This window comes from Streptomyces daghestanicus, assembly GCF_020521275.1.
In the GTDB taxonomy this organism is placed as follows: Bacteria; Actinomycetota; Actinomycetes; order Streptomycetales; family Streptomycetaceae; genus Streptomyces; species Streptomyces griseoviridis.
Genome location: NZ_BNDX01000008.1, coordinates 83,801 through 100,615, shown reverse-complemented (window position 1 = coordinate 100,615; position 16,815 = coordinate 83,801). Strand labels below are relative to the sequence as shown.

Here is a 16,815-nt window from a genome sequence, read left to right as displayed (position 1 = left end):
CCTGCGGGCCGCCCCCGCGAAACGGCGCCGGCCGGCCTCCGACCTCGTCAAACGGCGTACCGGCACGGTGAGTTATTGTCTGCTCCGGGTCAGGGCGAACGGCATGGCCCGTTCGCTTTCCAGCCCAGGAGTGTTCAGCAGATGGCGAGGCAGTTACGCGCCGAGCAGACCCGTACGACGATCATCACGGCCGCCGCCGACCTGTTCGACCGCCGGGGCTACGAGGCGACCAGCCTCAGCGACATCGTGCAGCACGCGCGTGTGACGAAGGGTGCGCTCTACTTCCACTTCCGCGCCAAGGACGACCTCGCCCAGGCCATCCTGGAACTCCAGTCCACCACCTCGCGCCGGATCTCCCGCGATCTGGAGAGGCGGGGCTACTCCTCGCTGGAGAGCCTGATGCGGCTCACCTTCGGCATCACCCGGCTGGCGGTGGAGGGCCCGGTGCTCCGCGCGGGTCTGGGGCTCGCCACCGCGGGCGTGCCGGTCCGCCCGCCCCTGCGGCACCCCTTCACCGAGTGGCTGGAGCTGGCCTCGGCCCGGCTCGACGGCGCGGTCGAGGAGTCCGATCTGCACCCGGACATCGATGTCGACGCCGTCGCGCACAGCGTCGTCTCCTCCTTCGTCGGCACCCGCGTCGTGGGCCGCGCCCTGGAACCCGTCGCCCGCCAGCCCCGCCGGGTCGCCGGGATGTGGCGCCTGCTCGTCCGCGGCCTGGTGCCCGTGCCCCGCCGCCCGCACTACGCCCGCCTCGCCGTCCACCTGGAACGCGGCCCGGCCCCCGTCTGACGTCCCGCCCCGGCCGGCGGACCGGCCGCCGGTGAGGGGTCCGGGCGCCCTCGGGCCTCCGCCGTCCGACCGGCGCGGGCGGTGCCGGAACCCGCCCCGCCCCCGCGCTACGGTGCCCGCATGACCCCCCGCGCCCCCCTGCCGCCCGTCCTCCTGGGCGACGAACCCGGCTCCTTCCCGTACTCCGTCCTCGCCGAGCGGCACCCCGCGATCATCCGGCAGGTGGCCGAGGACACGCCCTACGACCCCGAACGCCGCCGCGCGCTGGACGCCCTGCTGGAGGAGTGCCTGCACGGCGGCATCGCGCCGCTGCCCGCCGACGCCCCCGACCACGACCGGTGGGCGGCCTGGGGCACGGACGAGTACCGCGGCCGGTCCTGGTTCGAGGTGCCGTGGCTGTGGTCCGAGAGCTACTTCTACCGCCGGCTGCTCGACGCGACGGGCTGGTACGGGCCGGGGCCCTGGCAGGGCGTCGACCCGTTCCGTCCGGCGAAGCTCGCCGAACTCCACGCCCCGGAGACGGACGCGGAACTCGCCGCGCTCGACCGCCTCGCCGGCCTCCCCGCCGGCCGGCGGGCCGCCGCCCTCCTGCACGGCTCCCTCTGGGGCAACCGCGCCGACCTCGGCTTCCGCCTCTCCACCGCGTCCGGCGCCGCGGCCGGGACCACCGGGGCCGGCGCCCCGCCGCTGGTCGCCGACGACAGCGAGCGCCTGTGGTCCCTGCTGCCGCCCCCCGGCGCCGGTACCGGAACCCTGTGCCTGGTCGCCGACAACGCCGGCCGGGAACTCGTCCCCGACCTGCTCCTCGTGGACCACCTCCTCACCCACGGGCACCTCGGCCGCGTGCTGCTCCACGTCAAACCGCACCCGTACTACGTCTCCGACGCCACGTCCGCCGACGTGCTGGACGCGGTACGGCGGCTGGCCGGGGCCACCGGCGCCGCCGCCGGGTACGGACGCCGGCTCGGGTCCGCCCTGGCCGACGGCCGCCTCACCGTCCGCGTCCACCCCTTCTCCTGCGCGCCGCTGCCCTACGCCGACGCGCCGGAGGACCTGCGCGCGGAGTTCGCCGCCGCCACGCTCACCGTCTTCAAGGGCGACCTCAACTACCGGCGGCTGGTCGGTGACCGCCGCTGGCCGCCGACCACCCCCTTCGCCGACGTCACGGCGTACTTCCCCGGCCCGGTGGCCGCGCTGCGCACCCTGAAGTCCGACGTGATCACCGGCCTGGACCCGGCCACGGAGGCCGCCCTCGACGCCACCGGGCGGCAGCGCTGGCGCACCGGCGGCACCCACGCGCTCATCCAGGTACGGGCCTGAGGGAACCGCCGTACCGGGGGCGCGCGCTCCCGGTGTACCTACGCGATCACCGGCCGCCGGAGTTCCGTGTTCCGCCGCGATTCACGCGATGGTGTGATCATGTGCCGTGCGGAGGATGCCCCCGGAAGGCCGTGGGTAGGGCGGGCCACATGACGCAGCAGCCCTTCGAACTCCCGCACTTCTACCTGCCGCACCCCGCGCGGCTCAACCCGCATGTCGACGAGGCGCGCGCCCACTCGACCCGGTGGGCGCGCGACATGGGGATGCTGGAGGGCTCCGGAGTCTGGGAACAGTCCGACCTCGACGCCCACGACTACGGCCTGCTCTGCGCCTACACCCACCCCGACTGCGACGGACCCGCCCTCTCCCTGATCACCGACTGGTACGTGTGGGTGTTCTTCTTCGACGACCACTTCCTGGAGAAGTACAAGCGCACCCAGGACCGCGTCGCCGGCAAGGCCCACCTGGACCGGCTCCCCCTGTTCATGCCGCTCGACCTCGCCGCCGAGGTCCCCGAGCCGGAGAACCCGGTCGAGGCCGGCCTCATCGACCTGTGGCGGCGCACGGTCCCGGCCATGTCGGCCGACTGGCGCCGCCGCTTCGCCGTCAGCACCGAGCACCTGCTGAACGAGTCGCTGTGGGAGCTGTCCAACATCAACGAGGGGCGGATCGCCAACCCCGTCGAGTACATCGAGATGCGCCGCAAGGTGGGCGGCGCCCCCTGGTCGGCCGGCCTGGTGGAGTACGCCACCGCGGAGGTCCCGGCCGCCGTCGCGGACACCCGGCCGCTCAGGGTGCTGATGGAGACCTTCTCCGACGCCGTCCACCTGCGCAACGACCTCTTCTCCTACCAGCGCGAGGTCGAGGACGAGGGCGAGCTGAGCAACGGCGTGCTCGTCCTGGAGACCTTCTTCGGCTGCACCACCCAGGAGGCCGCCGACACCGTCAACGACGTCCTCACCTCCCGGCTGCACCAGTTCGAGCACACCGCGTTCACCGAGGTCCCCGCCATCGCCCTGGAGAAGGGCCTCGCCCCGGCCGACACCGCCGCCGTCGCCGCCTACGCCAAGGGCCTCCAGGACTGGCAGTCCGGCGGCCACGAGTGGCACATGCGCTCCAGCCGGTACATGAACGAGAACGCGTCCACGACCACCCCCTGGCAGCCGTCCCCGTCCGGCCCCGGCACCTCCGCCGCCGACGTCCGCGCGCTGCTCGCCGCGGCCGGTGCCGAGCGGCGGCTGCGGTCCTTCACCCATGTGCCGTTCCAGCGGGTCGGCCCGTCCCGCATCCCCGACATCCGCATGCCGTTCCCGCTCACGCTCAGCCCCGCCCTGGACGGCTCCCGGCACCATCTGTCCGAGTGGACACGGCGGATGGGCATGCTCAGCGAGGGCGTGTGGGACGAGGACAAGCTCCTCAGCTGCGACCTCCCCCTGTGCGCCGCGGGCCTCGACCCGGACGCCACCCAGGACCGGCTCGACCTCGCCTCCGGCTGGCTGGCCTTCGGCACCTACGGCGACGACTACTACCCGCTGGTCTACGGCCACCGCCGCGACCTGGCCGCCGCCCGGCTCACCACCGCCCGCCTGTCCGCGTGCATGCCCCTGGACGGCGAACCGGTCCCGCCGCCCGCCAACGCGATGGAACGCTCCCTGACCGACCTGTGGGCCCGCACCACGGCGGACATGACCCCGGAGCAGCGGCTCCCGCTGCGGCAGGCCATCGACAAGATGACAGCCGCCTGGGTGTGGGAGCTGACCAACCAGATCCACAACCGCGTCCCGGACCCGGTGGACTACCTGGAGATGCGGCGCGACACCTTCGGCTCCGACCTCACCCTCGGCCTGTGCCGCGCCGGCCACGGCCCCGCCGTACCGCCGGAGGTCTACCGCACCGGCCCGGTCCGCTCCCTGGAGAACGCGGCGATGGACTGGGCGTGCCTCCTCAACGACGTCTTCTCCTACCAGAAGGAGATCGAGTACGAGGGCGAGATCCACAACGCGATCCTCGTCGTGCAGAACTTCTTCGGCATCGACTACCCGACCGCGCTGAACGTGGTGCACGACCTGATGGACCAGCGCATGCGCCAGTTCGAGCACGTGGTCGCCCACGAACTGCCCGTCGTGTACGACGACTTCCAGCTGTCCGAGGAGGCCCGCGAGGTCATGGCCGGTTATGTGACCGACCTGCGGAACTGGATGGCGGGCATCCTCAACTGGCACCGCAGCGTCCCCCGTTACCGCGCCGAGTACCTGGCCGGCCGCAGTCACCTCTTCCTGCCGGACCGGACCCCGGCGCTCCCCGTCCCCGCGTTCCACTGACCCGCCGGGTTCCCCGCGGGCCCACGGCGGCCGTACCGAGGGGGCCGGCGGCCGAACCCGGGCCGGCGCCGGTCAGTCTCACTCGTTCGTGGCTCGTCGCCCGGCGGGGGCCCGGGTAGGGCTCCCGTCGGAGGCGATCGATCGATGGAACAGACAGCGTTGCGTCCCAAGCCGATGCCGGGCCGGCACCCCGGCGGTGACGGGGGAGCGGGGGCCGCCCGCTCCCCGCGGGCGGCCCGCCGGGGAGGGCGCCGGCTGCTCAAGGCGCTCACCGGCCTGTCCGCCGGGACGGTGCTCCTGCTGGCCGGGGCCGGGCTGGGGACGCTGAGCCCGGCCCTGGCCGGCCTGAGCCGGCCGGTCGCGGCGCACCTGCCGGGCGGGGCCCCGGCGGCCGCGGCGCCCCGGGGCGACACCGCGGACACGGGCGGCTCCCGGACCGCCGCGCCGTCCACCGGCGGTGTCCCGGCCACCGCCGGGCCGGCGACGCTCGGGGTGTCGGTGGTGGACGACGCCGGGCCCGGCGCCCTGGTGGTCGCCGTCCACGACCCGGGCCCCGGCCATGACGCGGGCCTGGTCAGCGGTGACGTCCTGCTGGTCTTCGGCACCACCCGCGTCGACTCCGCCGCCGACCTCGCCCGCGCCGTCGCCCGTGCCCGGCCGGGTACGGAGGTGCGGCTGACGGTGCGCCGCGCCGGCGGCGGTTACCGGCAACTGCCCGTCGTACCGGGGGTGGTCGTCTGAGACACCCCGAGCCCTCAAGGCCCCGTGGTTCGCGGAGTTCGCGGGGTTCATCAGGTTCGTGGAGTTCATCAGGTTCGTGGAGTTCATGAGGTTCGTGGAGTTCGTGAGGTTCGTGGAGTTCGTGAGGTTCGCGGAGTCGGTGGAGTCCTCGCAGTCCCTGATGCCCGGGCCATCCGCTCGCGTCGCTCCCGCCCTGCGGGCAGGATGCTGCCGTGGCCCCTTCACCCGATCAGGGAGGCTCGGATGACCGGCAGCACGCCCGCTCTCTTCACCGCCGACGACTACCGGGCGCGCATGGAGCGCGCCGGGCGGGCGGCGGCCGACGCCGGACTCGCGGGGCTCCTGGTGGCGCCGGGACCCGACCTGGTCTGGCTCACCGGTTACACGCCCACCGCGATCACCGAGCGGCTCACCCTGCTGGTCCTGGTGCCCGGCCGGGACCCGGTCCTGGTCGTGCCGACGCTGGAGGCGGCCGACGCCGGCCACGCGCCCGGCGCGCCCGCGCTGACCCTGCGCGACTGGACCGACGGCACCGACCCCTACGCGGTCGCCGCCGCCCTGCTGGACCGTTCGGGACGCTTCGGGGTCAGTGACAACGCCTGGGCGATGCACCTGCTGGGCCTCCAGCGCACCCTGCCCGGCACCTCCTACGCCGCCCTCACCGAGGCGCTCCCGATGCTCCGCGCCGTCAAGGACGCCGCCGAACTGGAGCTGCTCGCCGCGGCCGGCGCGGCGGCCGACGCCGCGTTCGAGGACATCCGCACCGTGCGCTTCGGGGGCCGCCGGGAGTCCGAGGTGGCCGCGGACCTCGCGGGCCTGCTGCGCGCGCACGGACACGAGGTGGTGGACTTCACCATCGTCGCCTCCGGCCCGAACGGCGCCGACCCGCACCACGAGGCCGGCGACCGGATCATCGAGGACGGGGACATGGTCGTCCTGGACTTCGGCGGGCTCAGGGGCGGCTACGGCTCCGACACCTCCCGCACCGTCCACGTCGGGGAGCCCACGGACGAGGAGCGCCGGGTCCACGACACCGTGCGCGAGGCGCAGGAGGCGGGGTTCCGGGCGGTGCGGCCCGGCGTGCCCTGCCAGGAGGTCGACCGGGCCGCCCGCGCGGTCATCGAGAAGGCCGGTTACGGGGCGTACTTCATCCACCGCACCGGGCACGGCATCGGCGTCACCACCCATGAACCGCCGTACATGATCGAGGGGGAGCGGCAGCCGCTGGTGCCCGGGATGTGCTTCTCCGTGGAGCCGGGCATCTATCTTCCCGGCCGTTTCGGGGTACGCATCGAGGACATCGTGACGGTGACGGAGGAGGGCGGCCGGCGCCTGAACGACACGGTGCGGGAGCTGGTCGTCGTGGAGTGACCCCGGTCCGCACCGGCCTCCACCGTCCCCGCACGTCCCTGGAAGACAACGGCGCGACCATGACCCAGGCACCCACCCCCGTCCCCACCGCCCCGGCCGTCCGGCGGCTGGTCCGCACCCTGCTCGGCGAGGGCCGGGCCGGTCCGGCGGACGGGCCCGGGGTGCGGCCGGTCGACGGGAGCGGCGGGACCGCCTGGTGGGTCGGCACCCGGCACGTGCTGCGGCTCGCGCCCGACCGCGAGGCCGCCGCGCGCCGCCGCCGTGAGCCCCGCCTGCGCGAGCTGGTCCGCCCGCAGCTGCCGGTCGCCGTGCCGGTGAGCGTGGCGCACGGCGAGTGGGCGCCTGGCCTGCCGTGCACCCTCGACACCAGGCTGACCGGCGGCACCCCCGACGAGCACGAGGTGTCCGCGGCGGGCGAGGCCGACCTGGCGGGGCTGCTGGGCGGGCTGCGCGAGGTGCCGGTCCGCCGGGCGGAGGCCCTGGGCGTGCCGCGGACCTCCCCGCGCTCGCTGGAGGCGCTGCGCCGGGCCGCCGAGGGCGCCGCCCGCCGGCTGGCGGAGGCCGGGGAGTTCGACGCCGCCCGGCTGGCCCAGCTCACCCCGGCGGGCACCGCGCAGCTCGCCGCCCAGCCCGGCACCGCCGCCCTGGTCCATCACCGGCTCGACGCCGGCCATCTCGTCGTCGGCGCGGACGGCCGGGTGCGGGGTGTGCTGGGCTGGTCGGACGCGGTGATCGGGGACCCCGCCGAGGACATCGCCGCCCTGGCGCTCGCCGTCGGCTCCCCGGCCGCCGTGCGGGCGGCCACCCTCGCCGGGTACGGCGCCCGGCCGTGCCTGCGCGGCCTGTGGCTGGCCCGCTGCGAGAGCCTCCTGCGCTGCGCCGAGGCCCTCACCACCGCCGGTCCCGCTCCCGGGCTGCCGCCCGCCCCGGCCGACCGTATGCGCCGTGCCTGGGAACCGATCCTGCTGGAACGGGTCACGGAGCTGCGCGAGGACACCGACGGGCCGGACGCCGGTCACCCGGAGGCGGGCCGAGGGGGCGCCGGCCGGTCGGCAGCCGACGGCCCCCGGGCCGCCGGACCGGACGACGCCGGCCCGCGCCCCCGCTGACGGACGGCGCGGGACGACGACGGGCCACCCCTCCGACCCGGCCCGTCACTCCTGCACCAGCACCACCGCCGATTCCCCCGGCACCCGCAGCACCCCGTCCGCGCCCGGTGCCGTCACCGGCTCCCACGCCGCCAGCACCCGCGCCGGACGGCCGCCCAGCGGGATCGCCGCCTCCGCCGTCCCGAGGTTCACCGCGATCCGCAGGTCCCCGCGCCGGAAGGCGAGCCAGCGCGCCGCGCCGTCGTGGGCGACCTTGGTGCCGGTGAGGGCGGGATCGGTGAGGTCGGGACGTTCGTGCCGCAGGGCGATGAGGGTGCGGTACCAGGCCAGGACGCGCGCGTGCGGCGCGCGGTCCGGTTCGGACCAGTCGAGGCAGGAACGGTCGCGGGTGGCCGGGTCCTGCGGATCGGGCACGTCCTCCTCCTTCCAGCCGTGCGCCGCGAACTCCCGCCGCCGGCCGCGCCGTACCGCCTGGGCCAGTCCGGGATCGGTGTGGTCGGTGAAGTACTGCCAGGGCGTGCCCGCCGCCCACTCCTCGCCCATGAACAGCATCGGGGTGAACGGCCCGGTCAGCGTGAGCGTCGCCGCGCAGGCCAGCAGCCCGGGGGAGAGCAGGGCGGCGAGGCGGTCGCCCTGGGCGCGGTTGCCGATCTGGTCGTGGGTCTGGCTGTAGGCCAGCAGCCGGTGCGCGGCCACCCGGGAGCGGTCCAGCGGGCGGCCGTGGTGCCGGCCGCGGAAGCTGGAGTAGGTGCCGTCGTGGAAGTAGCCTCCGGTGAGCGTCTTGGCGAGCGCGGCGAGGGGATCGCGGGCGAAGTCGGCGTAGTAGCCCTGCGCCTCACCGGTCAGCGCGGTGTGCAGGGCGTGGTGGAAGTCGTCGTTCCACTGGGCGTGCACACCCAGGCCGCCGGCCGTGCGCGGGGCGATGACCCGCGGGTCGTTGAGATCGGTCTCGGCGACCAGGAACAGCGGGCGGCCGGTCTCCTCGGCGAGCGCGTCCACGGCCGTCGACAGTTCCTCCAGGAAGTGGCACGCGCGCGTGTCGGCCAGCGCGTGCACCGCGTCGAGGCGGAGCCCGTCGATCCGGTAGTCCCGCAGCCAGGCCAGCGCGCTGCCGACGAAGTAGTCCCGGACCTCGTCCGAGCCGGGCGCGTCCAGGTTGACGGCGGCGCCCCAGGGCGTGTGGTGGGTGTCGGTGAAGTAGGGGCCGAAGGCGGGGAGGTGGTTGCCGGAGGGGCCGAGGTGGTTGTGGACCACGTCCAGGACGACGCCGAGGCCCAGCTCGTGGGCCCGGTCGACGAACCGTTTCAGCGCCTCGGGACCGCCGTACGGCTCGTGCACCGCCCACGGCGCGACCCCGTCGTACCCCCAGCCCCACCGGCCCGGGAACGGGCACAGCGGCATCAACTCCACGTGTGTGACGCCGAGTCGCACCAGGTGGTCCAGGCGTCCGGCGGCGGCGTCCAGGGTGCCCTCGGGCGTGTACGTGCCCACGTGCAGCTCGTACAGGACCGCGCCGGCCAGCGGGCGCGCGGACGGGCCGGTGCGCCACGCGTACCGGCCGTGGTCGACGACCGCGCTCAGCCCGTCCGGGCCGTCCGGCTGGCGCCGGGAGCGCGGGTCGGGGCGCACGGGGCCGTCGTCCAGCGCGAAGCCGTACCGCGAGCCGTCCCGCGCCTCCGCCTCGCCCCGCCACCACCCCGCGCGCTCCGGAGCGCGTTCCATCGCTCGTGCCACCCCGTCGCAATGGAGCGTCACACGGTCGGCCTCAGGTGCCCACACCTCGAACTGCACGGACGGTTCCCCTTCGTCTGCTCACAGTGACGTAGCCCGTCCATCGTCCTGCAAACCCGGCCGATCCGCCGTCGAACCGGCGGTTCCGTGTCCGCCGGGACCCGTCCCGCCCCCGGCGAGCCCGTTTCCTGGACAGCCCGCGCGGGCTGACCGACAATCACCTCCGTGACGTCGTCCTTCGAGTTCCCCACGCACCCCGCGCGGCTGTCCGACGCGGAACGCGACAAGGCGCTGCGGGTCCTGCGGGACGGGGTCGCCCTGGGCCGGCTGTCGCACGACACGTTCGTGCACCGCATGGAACTGGCGCTCACCGCCCGCCGCCCCGAGGAACTGGCCGCGCTCACCGCGGACCTGCGCACCGAGGGCCGACTGGCCCGCGCGGTGTTCGGCACGGTCGAGGCGGTCTCCGGGTTCGGCGTACGGCTGCGGCGGGCCTGGCGGGCCGAGCGGCTGCCCAAGCTGCTGCTGCCGCACCCCGCGGCCGGCCACCCGCTGCGCATCGGCCGTGACCCGGCCAGCGGGCTGCGGCTGAACCACGAGACGGTCTCCCGCGTCCACGCCGAACTGAGCCGCCAGGGCGGCATGTGGGTGCTGCGCGACCTCGGCTCGACCAACGGCACCACGGTGAACGGCCGGCGGGTCGTCGGCGCCGCCGTGGTCCGCGACGGCGACCAGGTCGGGTTCGGCCGGCTGGCGTTCGTGCTGACCGCGCCCTGACGGGGCCGAGGCGGTGTTGACGTACTCCCCGACCCGTGTCTGACTGTCCGTACGCCGCGCACGCCAGGTGAACCCGACGGCACCGCATCGTGGAGGTGTGTGCCCTGCCGCCCCTCCCGCGCTACCCGACCGTCGACGCGCTGCGCGCCGCGGCCGCGGCGCTCGCGGCCCGGCATCCCCGCCGCGCCCGGCTGCGCCGCGTCGGCACCTCCCGCGCGGGCGAGCCGCTGCTGCTGCTCACCCTCGGGCACGGCAGCCGCCAGGTCCTCGTCGTCGCCGGTCCGCACGCCAACGAGCCCGTCGGCGGCGCCACCGTCCTGCGGCTGGCCGAGCGGGTCCTCGCCGACGCCCGGCTCACCGAGGGCGCCGACGCCACCTGGAACCTGCTGCTCTGCCTCGACCCCGACGGCCTGCGTCGCAACGAGGGCTGGCTGTCCGGCCCGTACACCATCGGCCACTACGTCCGGCACTTCTTCCGGCCCTGCTTCCTGGAACAGCCCGAGTGGCTGCCGGACGGCGCGGACCGGGCCGCGCTGCCCGAGACCCGCGCCCTGCTCGCCCTCCAGGACGAACTGCGCCCCTTCCTCCAGTGCTCCCTGCACGGCGCCGACGTCGGCGGCGGCTTCGCCGAGCTGACCCACGACCTGCCCGGTCTCGCCCGCCGCCTGGCGCACGCCTCCGTCCGCCTCGGCATCCCCCGCGAGCTGGGCTCCTACGACGCCCTGTACTGGCCGGTCCTGGGCCCGGCCGTCTACCGCATACCGCCGCCGCGCCGGTCCACCCTCACCGCGGCGATCACCGAGGCCGCCGTCGACTCGACCTGGACCCGGCCACGCCACCACGGCACCGTCACCGCCGTCGTCGAGGCGCCGATGTGGGCGGTGGACGCCGTGGCGGACGGCTCCCCGCCCGCCGACCGCGACGCGGCGCTGCGCGCGGTCAGCTCCGCCCTGCGCCGCGACAGCCGGCTGCTGACCCGGCTGGCCGTCCGGCTCCGCCCTCACCTGCCCGGCACCGAGGAGACCACCCGCCTGCTCGCGCCGGTCGACGACTACCTGCTGGTCTGCCCCCGGCTCGCCGACGCCTGGGACCCGGGAACCGACGACGGCTCGGGACGCGGGCTGCCCCCGCTGACCACCGCCCACCTGGTCGCCCTGCGCATCGCCGGCCGGCGGCTCGCCCTGCGCACGGCGGGCCTGCTGCACCAGGCGGTGACGGCGTCCGGACGCGACCCGGCGGGCGCGCTGCCGGAGCTGGAACGGCTCCTCGACCAGTGGTGCGCCGACTACCGTGACGGCTGCGCGGCGCGCTGGATACCGGTGGCGCGGCAGGCGGAGTACCAGTGCCGGGTGGTGCTCGCCGCGTTCGAACTGGCCGGGCGGCGGCCGGACGCCTCCCGTTCGGGTGAGCCGGACTGGGGTCCGGGGGCCGCCGTGCCGATGCACCGGGAATGAACCACACCAAGACCGCCGCTGCCCTGCGCACCGGCCTGCTGACCGCCGCCGGCCTCCTCCTCGCCTGCGCCGCGCCCGCCCACGCGGACGCCTCGGACCCGTACGCCGCCCCGCTCCCGGCCGCCACCCCGGCCGGGGCCGCGGCCCCGGCGGCCCCGCCCGGCGACTGGCTGCTCCTCACCGTCACCCGGGCCGACGCCCCGGCCGGCGCCACCGACGGCGGCACCCTGCTGCTGTGCGACCCGCCCCGCGGCCACGCCCGCGCCGCCGCGGCCTGCGCGGAACTGGACGCGGCCCGCGGCGACATCGGCGCCATCCCGCAGCGCAAGTCCCTCTGCCCGATGATCCACGCCCCGGTCACCGCCCACGCGCGCGGCACCTGGCGGGGGCGGCCGGTGCAGTACGAGGAGACCTTCCCCAACGCCTGTGTGATGACCGCCCGCACCGGCGCCCTGTTCACGCCGCCGGACGCACGGGCGTGAACCACCGGCGCCCCGTCACTCCCCGGCCGCCCCCACCCGCTCCAGCAGCGCGACCGGCAGCCGCTCGAAGAGGTCGGCCACGCGCGCGTGCCCGCCGAACTCGCGCCCGGCGGTCAGGACGTCGGTCCACCGGCCCGGCGGCAGCGGCAGCTGGGTCTCCCCCCAGCCGCCCGCATCGGCGAGCCGCAGCGACAGCCGGGTCACGGCGGTGAGCACCGCACCGGACCGGACGAACGCGGCACAGTGCGCCGCCGCCGGCCCCTCGGCGGCCAGCGGCGCGTACGTCGCCGCGCCGCCGAAGGCGTCCGGCCGCCGGGCCCGCAGCGCCAGCGCCGCCCGTGTCACCGCCTCCTTCTCGCCGGGCTCCGCGTCCGCCGCGGCGAAGGCGGCCGGGCGGCGGTTGTCCGGGTCGACCAGCGCCCGGTACTCGCCCTCGGTGCCCTGGTACAGGTCGGGCACGCCCGGCATGGTCAGGTGCACCAGGGCGGTGCCGAGCACATTGGCCCGGATGTGCGGCGCCAGCGCCTCGCGGAGAGCGGCCACCCGCTCACCGGGCGGCCCGCACGGCCCCGCCGTGACGAACCGCCCCACCGCCTCTTCGTACGGCGGCTCCTGCTCCGTCCAGCTCGTGTACATGCCCGCCTCGCGCACATGCTTCAGCAACGCCTCCCGGACCCGCTCCGGCGCCGCCGGACCGAGCCCGAACACCGTCTGCCAGGCCGCCCACGCGAGCTGCCCGTCCGGCACCTCCCCGACTCCCCGCGCGGCCTCCGCCAGCACCTCGGCCCACCGCCCCGGGCACTGCGTCAGCACGGACAGCGCCGCCCGGACGTCGGCGCTCCGCTTGGTGTCGTGCGTGCTGACCACCGTGCCGGTCAGCGGCCAGTCGCGCTGCACCCGCGCGCCGTACGCGTGGAACTCCTCCGGCGACACCGCCGGACGCCCCGGTTCCCCGCCGACCTCGGTCGCCGACAGCAGCGGCACATAGCGGTAGAACGCCGTGTCCTCGACCGACTTGGCCCGCAGCGCGGACGCCGTCTGCGCGAACCGCGTCCGCAGCTCCACCGCGTCCGGCCCCTCCCCGGCCCGCCCCAGCAGCACCTCCCGTACGACGTCGACCGCGTCCGCCTCCTCGGGGACCGCGAAGGCCGTACGGGCCTCGGCCGCCGCCTCCTCGGTGAGCACCCCGGCCGGGTCCACGGAGGTGTAGGGCCGGTAGACCTCCATGCGGACCAGCAGTTCCCGCAGGGCCAGCCGCAACGCCCAGGGCGCGCGGTCGCGCAGGCGGGGGTCCGGGGACGTCTCGCACAACCGCTGCGCCACCCGTACGAGCCGGTCCGTCTCGGTGGCCAGCTCGTGCGTGAGGACCTTGTACGCCGCCCGCCGCACGGTCGCCGTCCACTCCCCGCCCCGGTCGGTCTGCGGCGCCGCGAACCGCCGGTACGCGGCCAGCAGCTCCCCGTACCCCTCGGCGTCCGTGAACAGCCCGTCGATGTGCCGCAGGGCGTCGTACCCGGTCGTCCCCGCCACCGGCCACGCGGCCGGGAGCGGCTCCCCGTCGGCGAGGATCTTCTCCACGACCGTCCACCGGCCGCCGGTCGCCTCGTGCAGCCGCAGCAGATAGGAGTCCGGGTCGGCGAGCCCGTCCGGGTGGTCGACGCGCAGTCCGTCGACCACGCCCTCGTGCAGCAGCCGCAGCACGGTGGCGTGCGTCGCCTCGAACACCTCCGGGTCCTCCACCCGTACGCCGATCAGCTCCGAGATGCTGAAGAAGCGCCGGTAGTTCAGCTCGGTCCGGGCCAGCCGCCACCAGACCGGGCGGTACCACTGGGCGTCCAGCAGCTGCGGCAGCGGCAGCCGCGCGGTGCCCTCGCGCAGCGGGAAGGCGTGCTCGTGGTAGCGCAGGACGTCCCCGTCGACCCGCAGCTCGTCCAGGACCTCGCCGACCGGGGCGCCCAGCACCGGCACCAGCAGCTGCCCGCCGCGCGCCGCCCAGTCGATGTCGAACCAGCGCGCGTACGGCGATTTCGGCCCCTCGCGCAGCACCTCCCACAGGGCGCGGTTGTGCCGGGGGGACATCGCCATGTGGTTCGGCACGATGTCCACCACCAGCCCCAGACCGTGCTCCCGCGCGGTGCGCGACAACGCCCGCAGCCCTTCCTCCCCGCCCAGTTCCTCACGTACGCGCGCGTGGTCGACGACGTCGTAGCCGTGCGCCGACCCCGGCACGGCCTCCAGGACGGGGGACAGGTGCAGATGGGAGACGCCGAGCGCCGCCAGGTACGGCACGGCCGCCGCGGCGGCCGCGAAGGGGAACGCGGGCTGGAGCTGGAGCCGGTACGTGGCCGTGGGGGCCCGGTGGGGGCGCTCGGGTGTCCGCTCAGGTGTCATGCAGAGCTACGTACCCGCCGTACCGTCTTTCCTGTCACCGGCCCCCCACACAGACGTACCTCCCGTCGCGTCAGACCGGCCGGCGCAGCACGGTCATGCTCCGGTCGACCAGGGTCAGCCGGTCTCCGGCCTGCACCTTGCGGTCCGCGTCCGCGGGGACGCCGTCCGGCAGGGCGGTGTCGACGACCACCTCCCACTGCTTGCCGTGGTCGACCGGCACGACGAAGTCCAGCGGCTTCGGCGAGGCGTTGAACATCAGCAGGAACGAGTCGTCGCCGATGTGCTCCCCGCGCGGACCCGGCTCGGAGATCGCGTTGCCGTTGAGGAAGACCGTCAGCGCCGACGCCTGCGCCGAGTCCCAGTCCCGCTGCGTCATCTCGGCGCCGCCCGGCGTGAACCAGGCGATGTCGGACAGCTCGTCGTGGGTGCCCTCGACCGGCCTGCCGTGGAAGAAGCGGCGGCGCCGGAAGACCGGGTGGTCCTTGCGCAGCCACACCATCGCCCGGGTGAACCGCAGCAGGTCGGGGTCCTCCTCCGGCCAGCGCACCCAGGAGATCTCGTTGTCCTGGCAGTAGGCGTTGTTGTTGCCCCCCTGGGTGCGGGCGAACTCGTCGCCGTGGCTGATCATCGGCACACCCTGGGACAGCAGCAGCGTGGCGACGAAGTTCCGCATCTGCCGCGCCCGTAGCTCCCGCACGGCCGGGTCGTCGGTCTCGCCCTCGGCGCCGCAGTTCCAGGACCGGTTGTGGCTCTCGCCGTCCCGGTTGTCCTCGCCGTTGGCCTCGTTGTGCTTCTCGTTGTAGGCCACCAGGTCGTGCAGGGTGAAGCCGTCGTGGCAGGTCACGAAGTTGATCGAGGCCAGAGGGCGGCGGCCGTCGTCCTGGTAGAGATCGGACGAACCGGTCAGCCGGGACGCGAACTCCGCGAGGGTGCGCGGCTCCCCGCGCCACAGGTCGCGGACCGTGTCCCGGTACTTGCCGTTCCACTCCGTCCACAGCGGCGGGAAGTTGCCCACCTGGTAGCCGCCCTCGCCCACGTCCCAGGGCTCGGCGATCAGCTTCACCTGGGAGACCACCGGGTCCTGCTGCACCAGGTCGAAGAAGGACGACAGCCGGTCCACCTCGTGGAACTGCCGCGCCAGGGTCGCCGCCAGGTCGAAACGGAACCCGTCGACATGCATCTCGGTCACCCAGTACCGCAGCGAGTCCATGATCATCTGGAGCACGTGCGGGGACCGCATCAGCAGGGAATTGCCGGTTCCGGTGGTGTCCATGTAGTAGCGCGGATCGTCCGTCAGCCGGTAGTACGACGGATTGTCGATCCCCTTGAAGGACAGCGTCGGGCCCAGGTGGTTGCCCTCGGCGGTGTGGTTGTAGACGACGTCCAGGATCACCTCGATCCCGGCCTCGTGCAGCGCCTTGACCGCCGACTTGAACTCCAGCACCTGCTGGCCGCGGTCGCCCCAGGAGGCGTAGGCGTTGTGCGGGGCGAAGAAGCCGATGGTGTTGTAGCCCCAGTAGTTGTTCAGGCCCATGTCGACCAGGCGGTGGTCGTTGACGAACTGGTGCACCGGCATCAGCTCCAGCGCGGTGACGCCCAGTTCGGTGAGGTGCTCGATCACCGCCGGGTGCGCCAGGCCCGCGTACGTCCCGCGCAGCTCCTCGGGCAGCCCGGGGTGGCGCATCGTCAGGCCCTTCACATGGGCCTCGTAGATCACGGTGTGGTGGTACTCGGTGCGCGGGCGCCGGTCGTCGCCCCAGTCGAAGTAGGGGTTGACCACGACCGAGGACATCGTGTGCGGCGCCGAGTCCAGGTCGTTGCGCCGTTCCGGGTCGTCGAAGTGGTAGCCGTACACCTCCTCGCCCCATCGGACCGACCCGCTGATCGCACGCGCGTACGGATCGAGGAGCAGCTTCGCGGAGTTGCAGCGCAGCCCCTGCTCCGGGGCGTAGGGGCCGTGCACGCGGTAGCCGTACCGCTGCCCCGGCATCACGCCCGGCACATAGGCGTGCCGTACGAACGCGTCGCTCTCCCGCAGTTCGACCGAGGTCTCCGACCCGTCGTCGTGCAGCAGTGACAGCTCTACTCGGTCGGCGGCCTCCGAGAAGACCGCGAAATTGGTGCCCGCGCCGTCGTACGTGGCACCCAGTGGATATGCCTCTCCAGGCCAGACCTGCATGGACACGACTCTTTCAGGTGTACGGCGCCGGTGGGGGCGCCTCGGGTCCCGAGTCTCCCCGAAAGGCGGCCGGAGTACTCGGGACGGGCGGTCAGGACGTGCGGTGGACATGCCGGAACCACAGGGGTTCCCTGCTCCCGCCACCTGTCA

12 protein-coding genes are annotated in these 16,815 nt (G+C 74.8%); 9 read left to right on the top strand and 3 right to left on the bottom strand.

The features are described 5' to 3' along the window. Positions 1-141: 141 nt before the first annotated feature. From Sdagh_RS09935 to Sdagh_RS09910, 6 genes are all read left to right on the top strand, one after another. Positions 142-789 carry a ScbR family autoregulator-binding transcription factor gene (locus Sdagh_RS09935; RefSeq protein WP_189421274.1) on the top strand — a complete coding sequence of 216 codons (648 nt, stop codon included), beginning with the start codon at positions 142-144 and terminating at the stop codon, positions 787-789. A 120-nt stretch (positions 790-909) separates the two neighbouring features. Next, complete coding sequence (locus Sdagh_RS09930; protein WP_190077756.1) at positions 910-2,109, top strand: damage-control phosphatase ARMT1 family protein; 1,200 nt, start codon at positions 910-912, stop codon at positions 2,107-2,109. A 149-nt stretch (positions 2,110-2,258) separates the two neighbouring features. Further along, positions 2,259-4,430 carry a germacradienol/geosmin synthase Cyc2 gene (gene cyc2 / locus Sdagh_RS09925; protein WP_189421278.1) on the top strand — a complete coding sequence of 724 codons (2,172 nt, stop codon included), beginning with the start codon at positions 2,259-2,261 and terminating at the stop codon, positions 4,428-4,430. A 144-nt stretch (positions 4,431-4,574) separates the two neighbouring features. Then, positions 4,575-5,171, top strand: coding sequence for a PDZ domain-containing protein (locus Sdagh_RS09920; protein ID WP_189421281.1), 597 nt, complete (start codon positions 4,575-4,577; stop codon positions 5,169-5,171). Positions 5,172-5,414: 243 nt separating this feature from the next. Then, positions 5,415-6,542 (top strand): aminopeptidase P family protein, encoded by a 1,128-nt coding sequence (locus tag Sdagh_RS09915; RefSeq protein ID WP_189421284.1) that lies wholly within the window; start codon positions 5,415-5,417, stop codon positions 6,540-6,542. A gap of 59 nt (positions 6,543-6,601) precedes the next feature. Then, on the top strand, positions 6,602-7,651 hold the full coding sequence (locus tag Sdagh_RS09910) for a phosphotransferase family protein (protein WP_190077755.1): 1,050 nt from the start codon (positions 6,602-6,604) through the stop codon (positions 7,649-7,651). Positions 7,652-7,696: 45 nt separating this feature from the next. Here Sdagh_RS09910 and treZ read toward each other — a convergent pair whose 3' ends face one another. Then, entirely contained in the window at positions 7,697-9,442 is a 1,746-nt protein-coding gene (treZ, locus tag Sdagh_RS09905; RefSeq protein ID WP_190010712.1) for a malto-oligosyltrehalose trehalohydrolase, read from the bottom strand. 165 nt (positions 9,443-9,607) lie between these two features. Here treZ and Sdagh_RS09900 point away from each other — a divergent pair, with 165 nt between their 5' ends. The 3 genes from Sdagh_RS09900 to Sdagh_RS09890 all read left to right on the top strand — a co-directional run bounded on the left by Sdagh_RS09900 (position 9,608) and on the right by Sdagh_RS09890 (position 12,095). Next, positions 9,608-10,159, top strand: coding sequence for an FHA domain-containing protein (locus tag Sdagh_RS09900; protein ID WP_189421291.1), 552 nt, complete (start codon positions 9,608-9,610; stop codon positions 10,157-10,159). Between the two features lie 89 nt (positions 10,160-10,248). Next, positions 10,249-11,613 carry a M14 family zinc carboxypeptidase gene (locus Sdagh_RS09895; protein WP_190077754.1) on the top strand — a complete coding sequence of 455 codons (1,365 nt, stop codon included), beginning with the start codon at positions 10,249-10,251 and terminating at the stop codon, positions 11,611-11,613. Next, on the top strand, positions 11,610-12,095 hold the full coding sequence (locus tag Sdagh_RS09890) for an SSI family serine proteinase inhibitor (protein ID WP_189421296.1): 486 nt from the start codon (positions 11,610-11,612) through the stop codon (positions 12,093-12,095). Before Sdagh_RS09895 ends, Sdagh_RS09890 begins: the two co-directional genes overlap by 4 nt. A 15-nt stretch (positions 12,096-12,110) precedes the next feature. Here the strand turns inward: Sdagh_RS09890 and treY are convergent, their stop codons facing one another. Continuing rightward, complete coding sequence (gene treY / locus Sdagh_RS09885) at positions 12,111-14,486, bottom strand: malto-oligosyltrehalose synthase (protein WP_190077753.1); 2,376 nt, start codon at positions 14,484-14,486, stop codon at positions 12,111-12,113. 70 nt (positions 14,487-14,556) lie between these two features. Beyond that, positions 14,557-16,665, bottom strand: a complete 2,109-nt coding sequence (glgX, locus tag Sdagh_RS09880; protein WP_189421300.1) for a glycogen debranching protein GlgX — start codon at positions 16,663-16,665, stop codon at positions 14,557-14,559. Between the last annotated feature and the right edge of the window lie 150 nt (positions 16,666-16,815).

What these genes read in the sequence shown, in the direction of transcription:
- Sdagh_RS09935 (WP_189421274.1), top strand. Translation starts at nt 142, where the DNA reads ATGGCGAGGCAGTTACGCGCCGAGCAGACCCGTACGACGATCATCACG.
- cyc2 (WP_189421278.1), top strand. Translation starts at nt 2,259, where the DNA reads ATGACGCAGCAGCCCTTCGAACTCCCGCACTTCTACCTGCCGCACCCC.
- treY (WP_190077753.1), bottom strand. Translation starts at nt 14,486, where the DNA reads ATGACACCTGAGCGGACACCCGAGCGCCCCCACCGGGCCCCCACGGCC.
- Sdagh_RS09915 (WP_189421284.1), top strand. Translation starts at nt 5,415, where the DNA reads ATGACCGGCAGCACGCCCGCTCTCTTCACCGCCGACGACTACCGGGCG.
- Sdagh_RS09920 (WP_189421281.1), top strand. Translation starts at nt 4,575, where the DNA reads ATGGAACAGACAGCGTTGCGTCCCAAGCCGATGCCGGGCCGGCACCCC.
- Sdagh_RS09930 (WP_190077756.1), top strand. Translation starts at nt 910, where the DNA reads ATGACCCCCCGCGCCCCCCTGCCGCCCGTCCTCCTGGGCGACGAACCC.
- glgX (WP_189421300.1), bottom strand. Translation starts at nt 16,665, where the DNA reads ATGCAGGTCTGGCCTGGAGAGGCATATCCACTGGGTGCCACGTACGAC.
- Sdagh_RS09910 (WP_190077755.1), top strand. Translation starts at nt 6,602, where the DNA reads ATGACCCAGGCACCCACCCCCGTCCCCACCGCCCCGGCCGTCCGGCGG.
- Sdagh_RS09890 (WP_189421296.1), top strand. Translation starts at nt 11,610, where the DNA reads ATGAACCACACCAAGACCGCCGCTGCCCTGCGCACCGGCCTGCTGACC.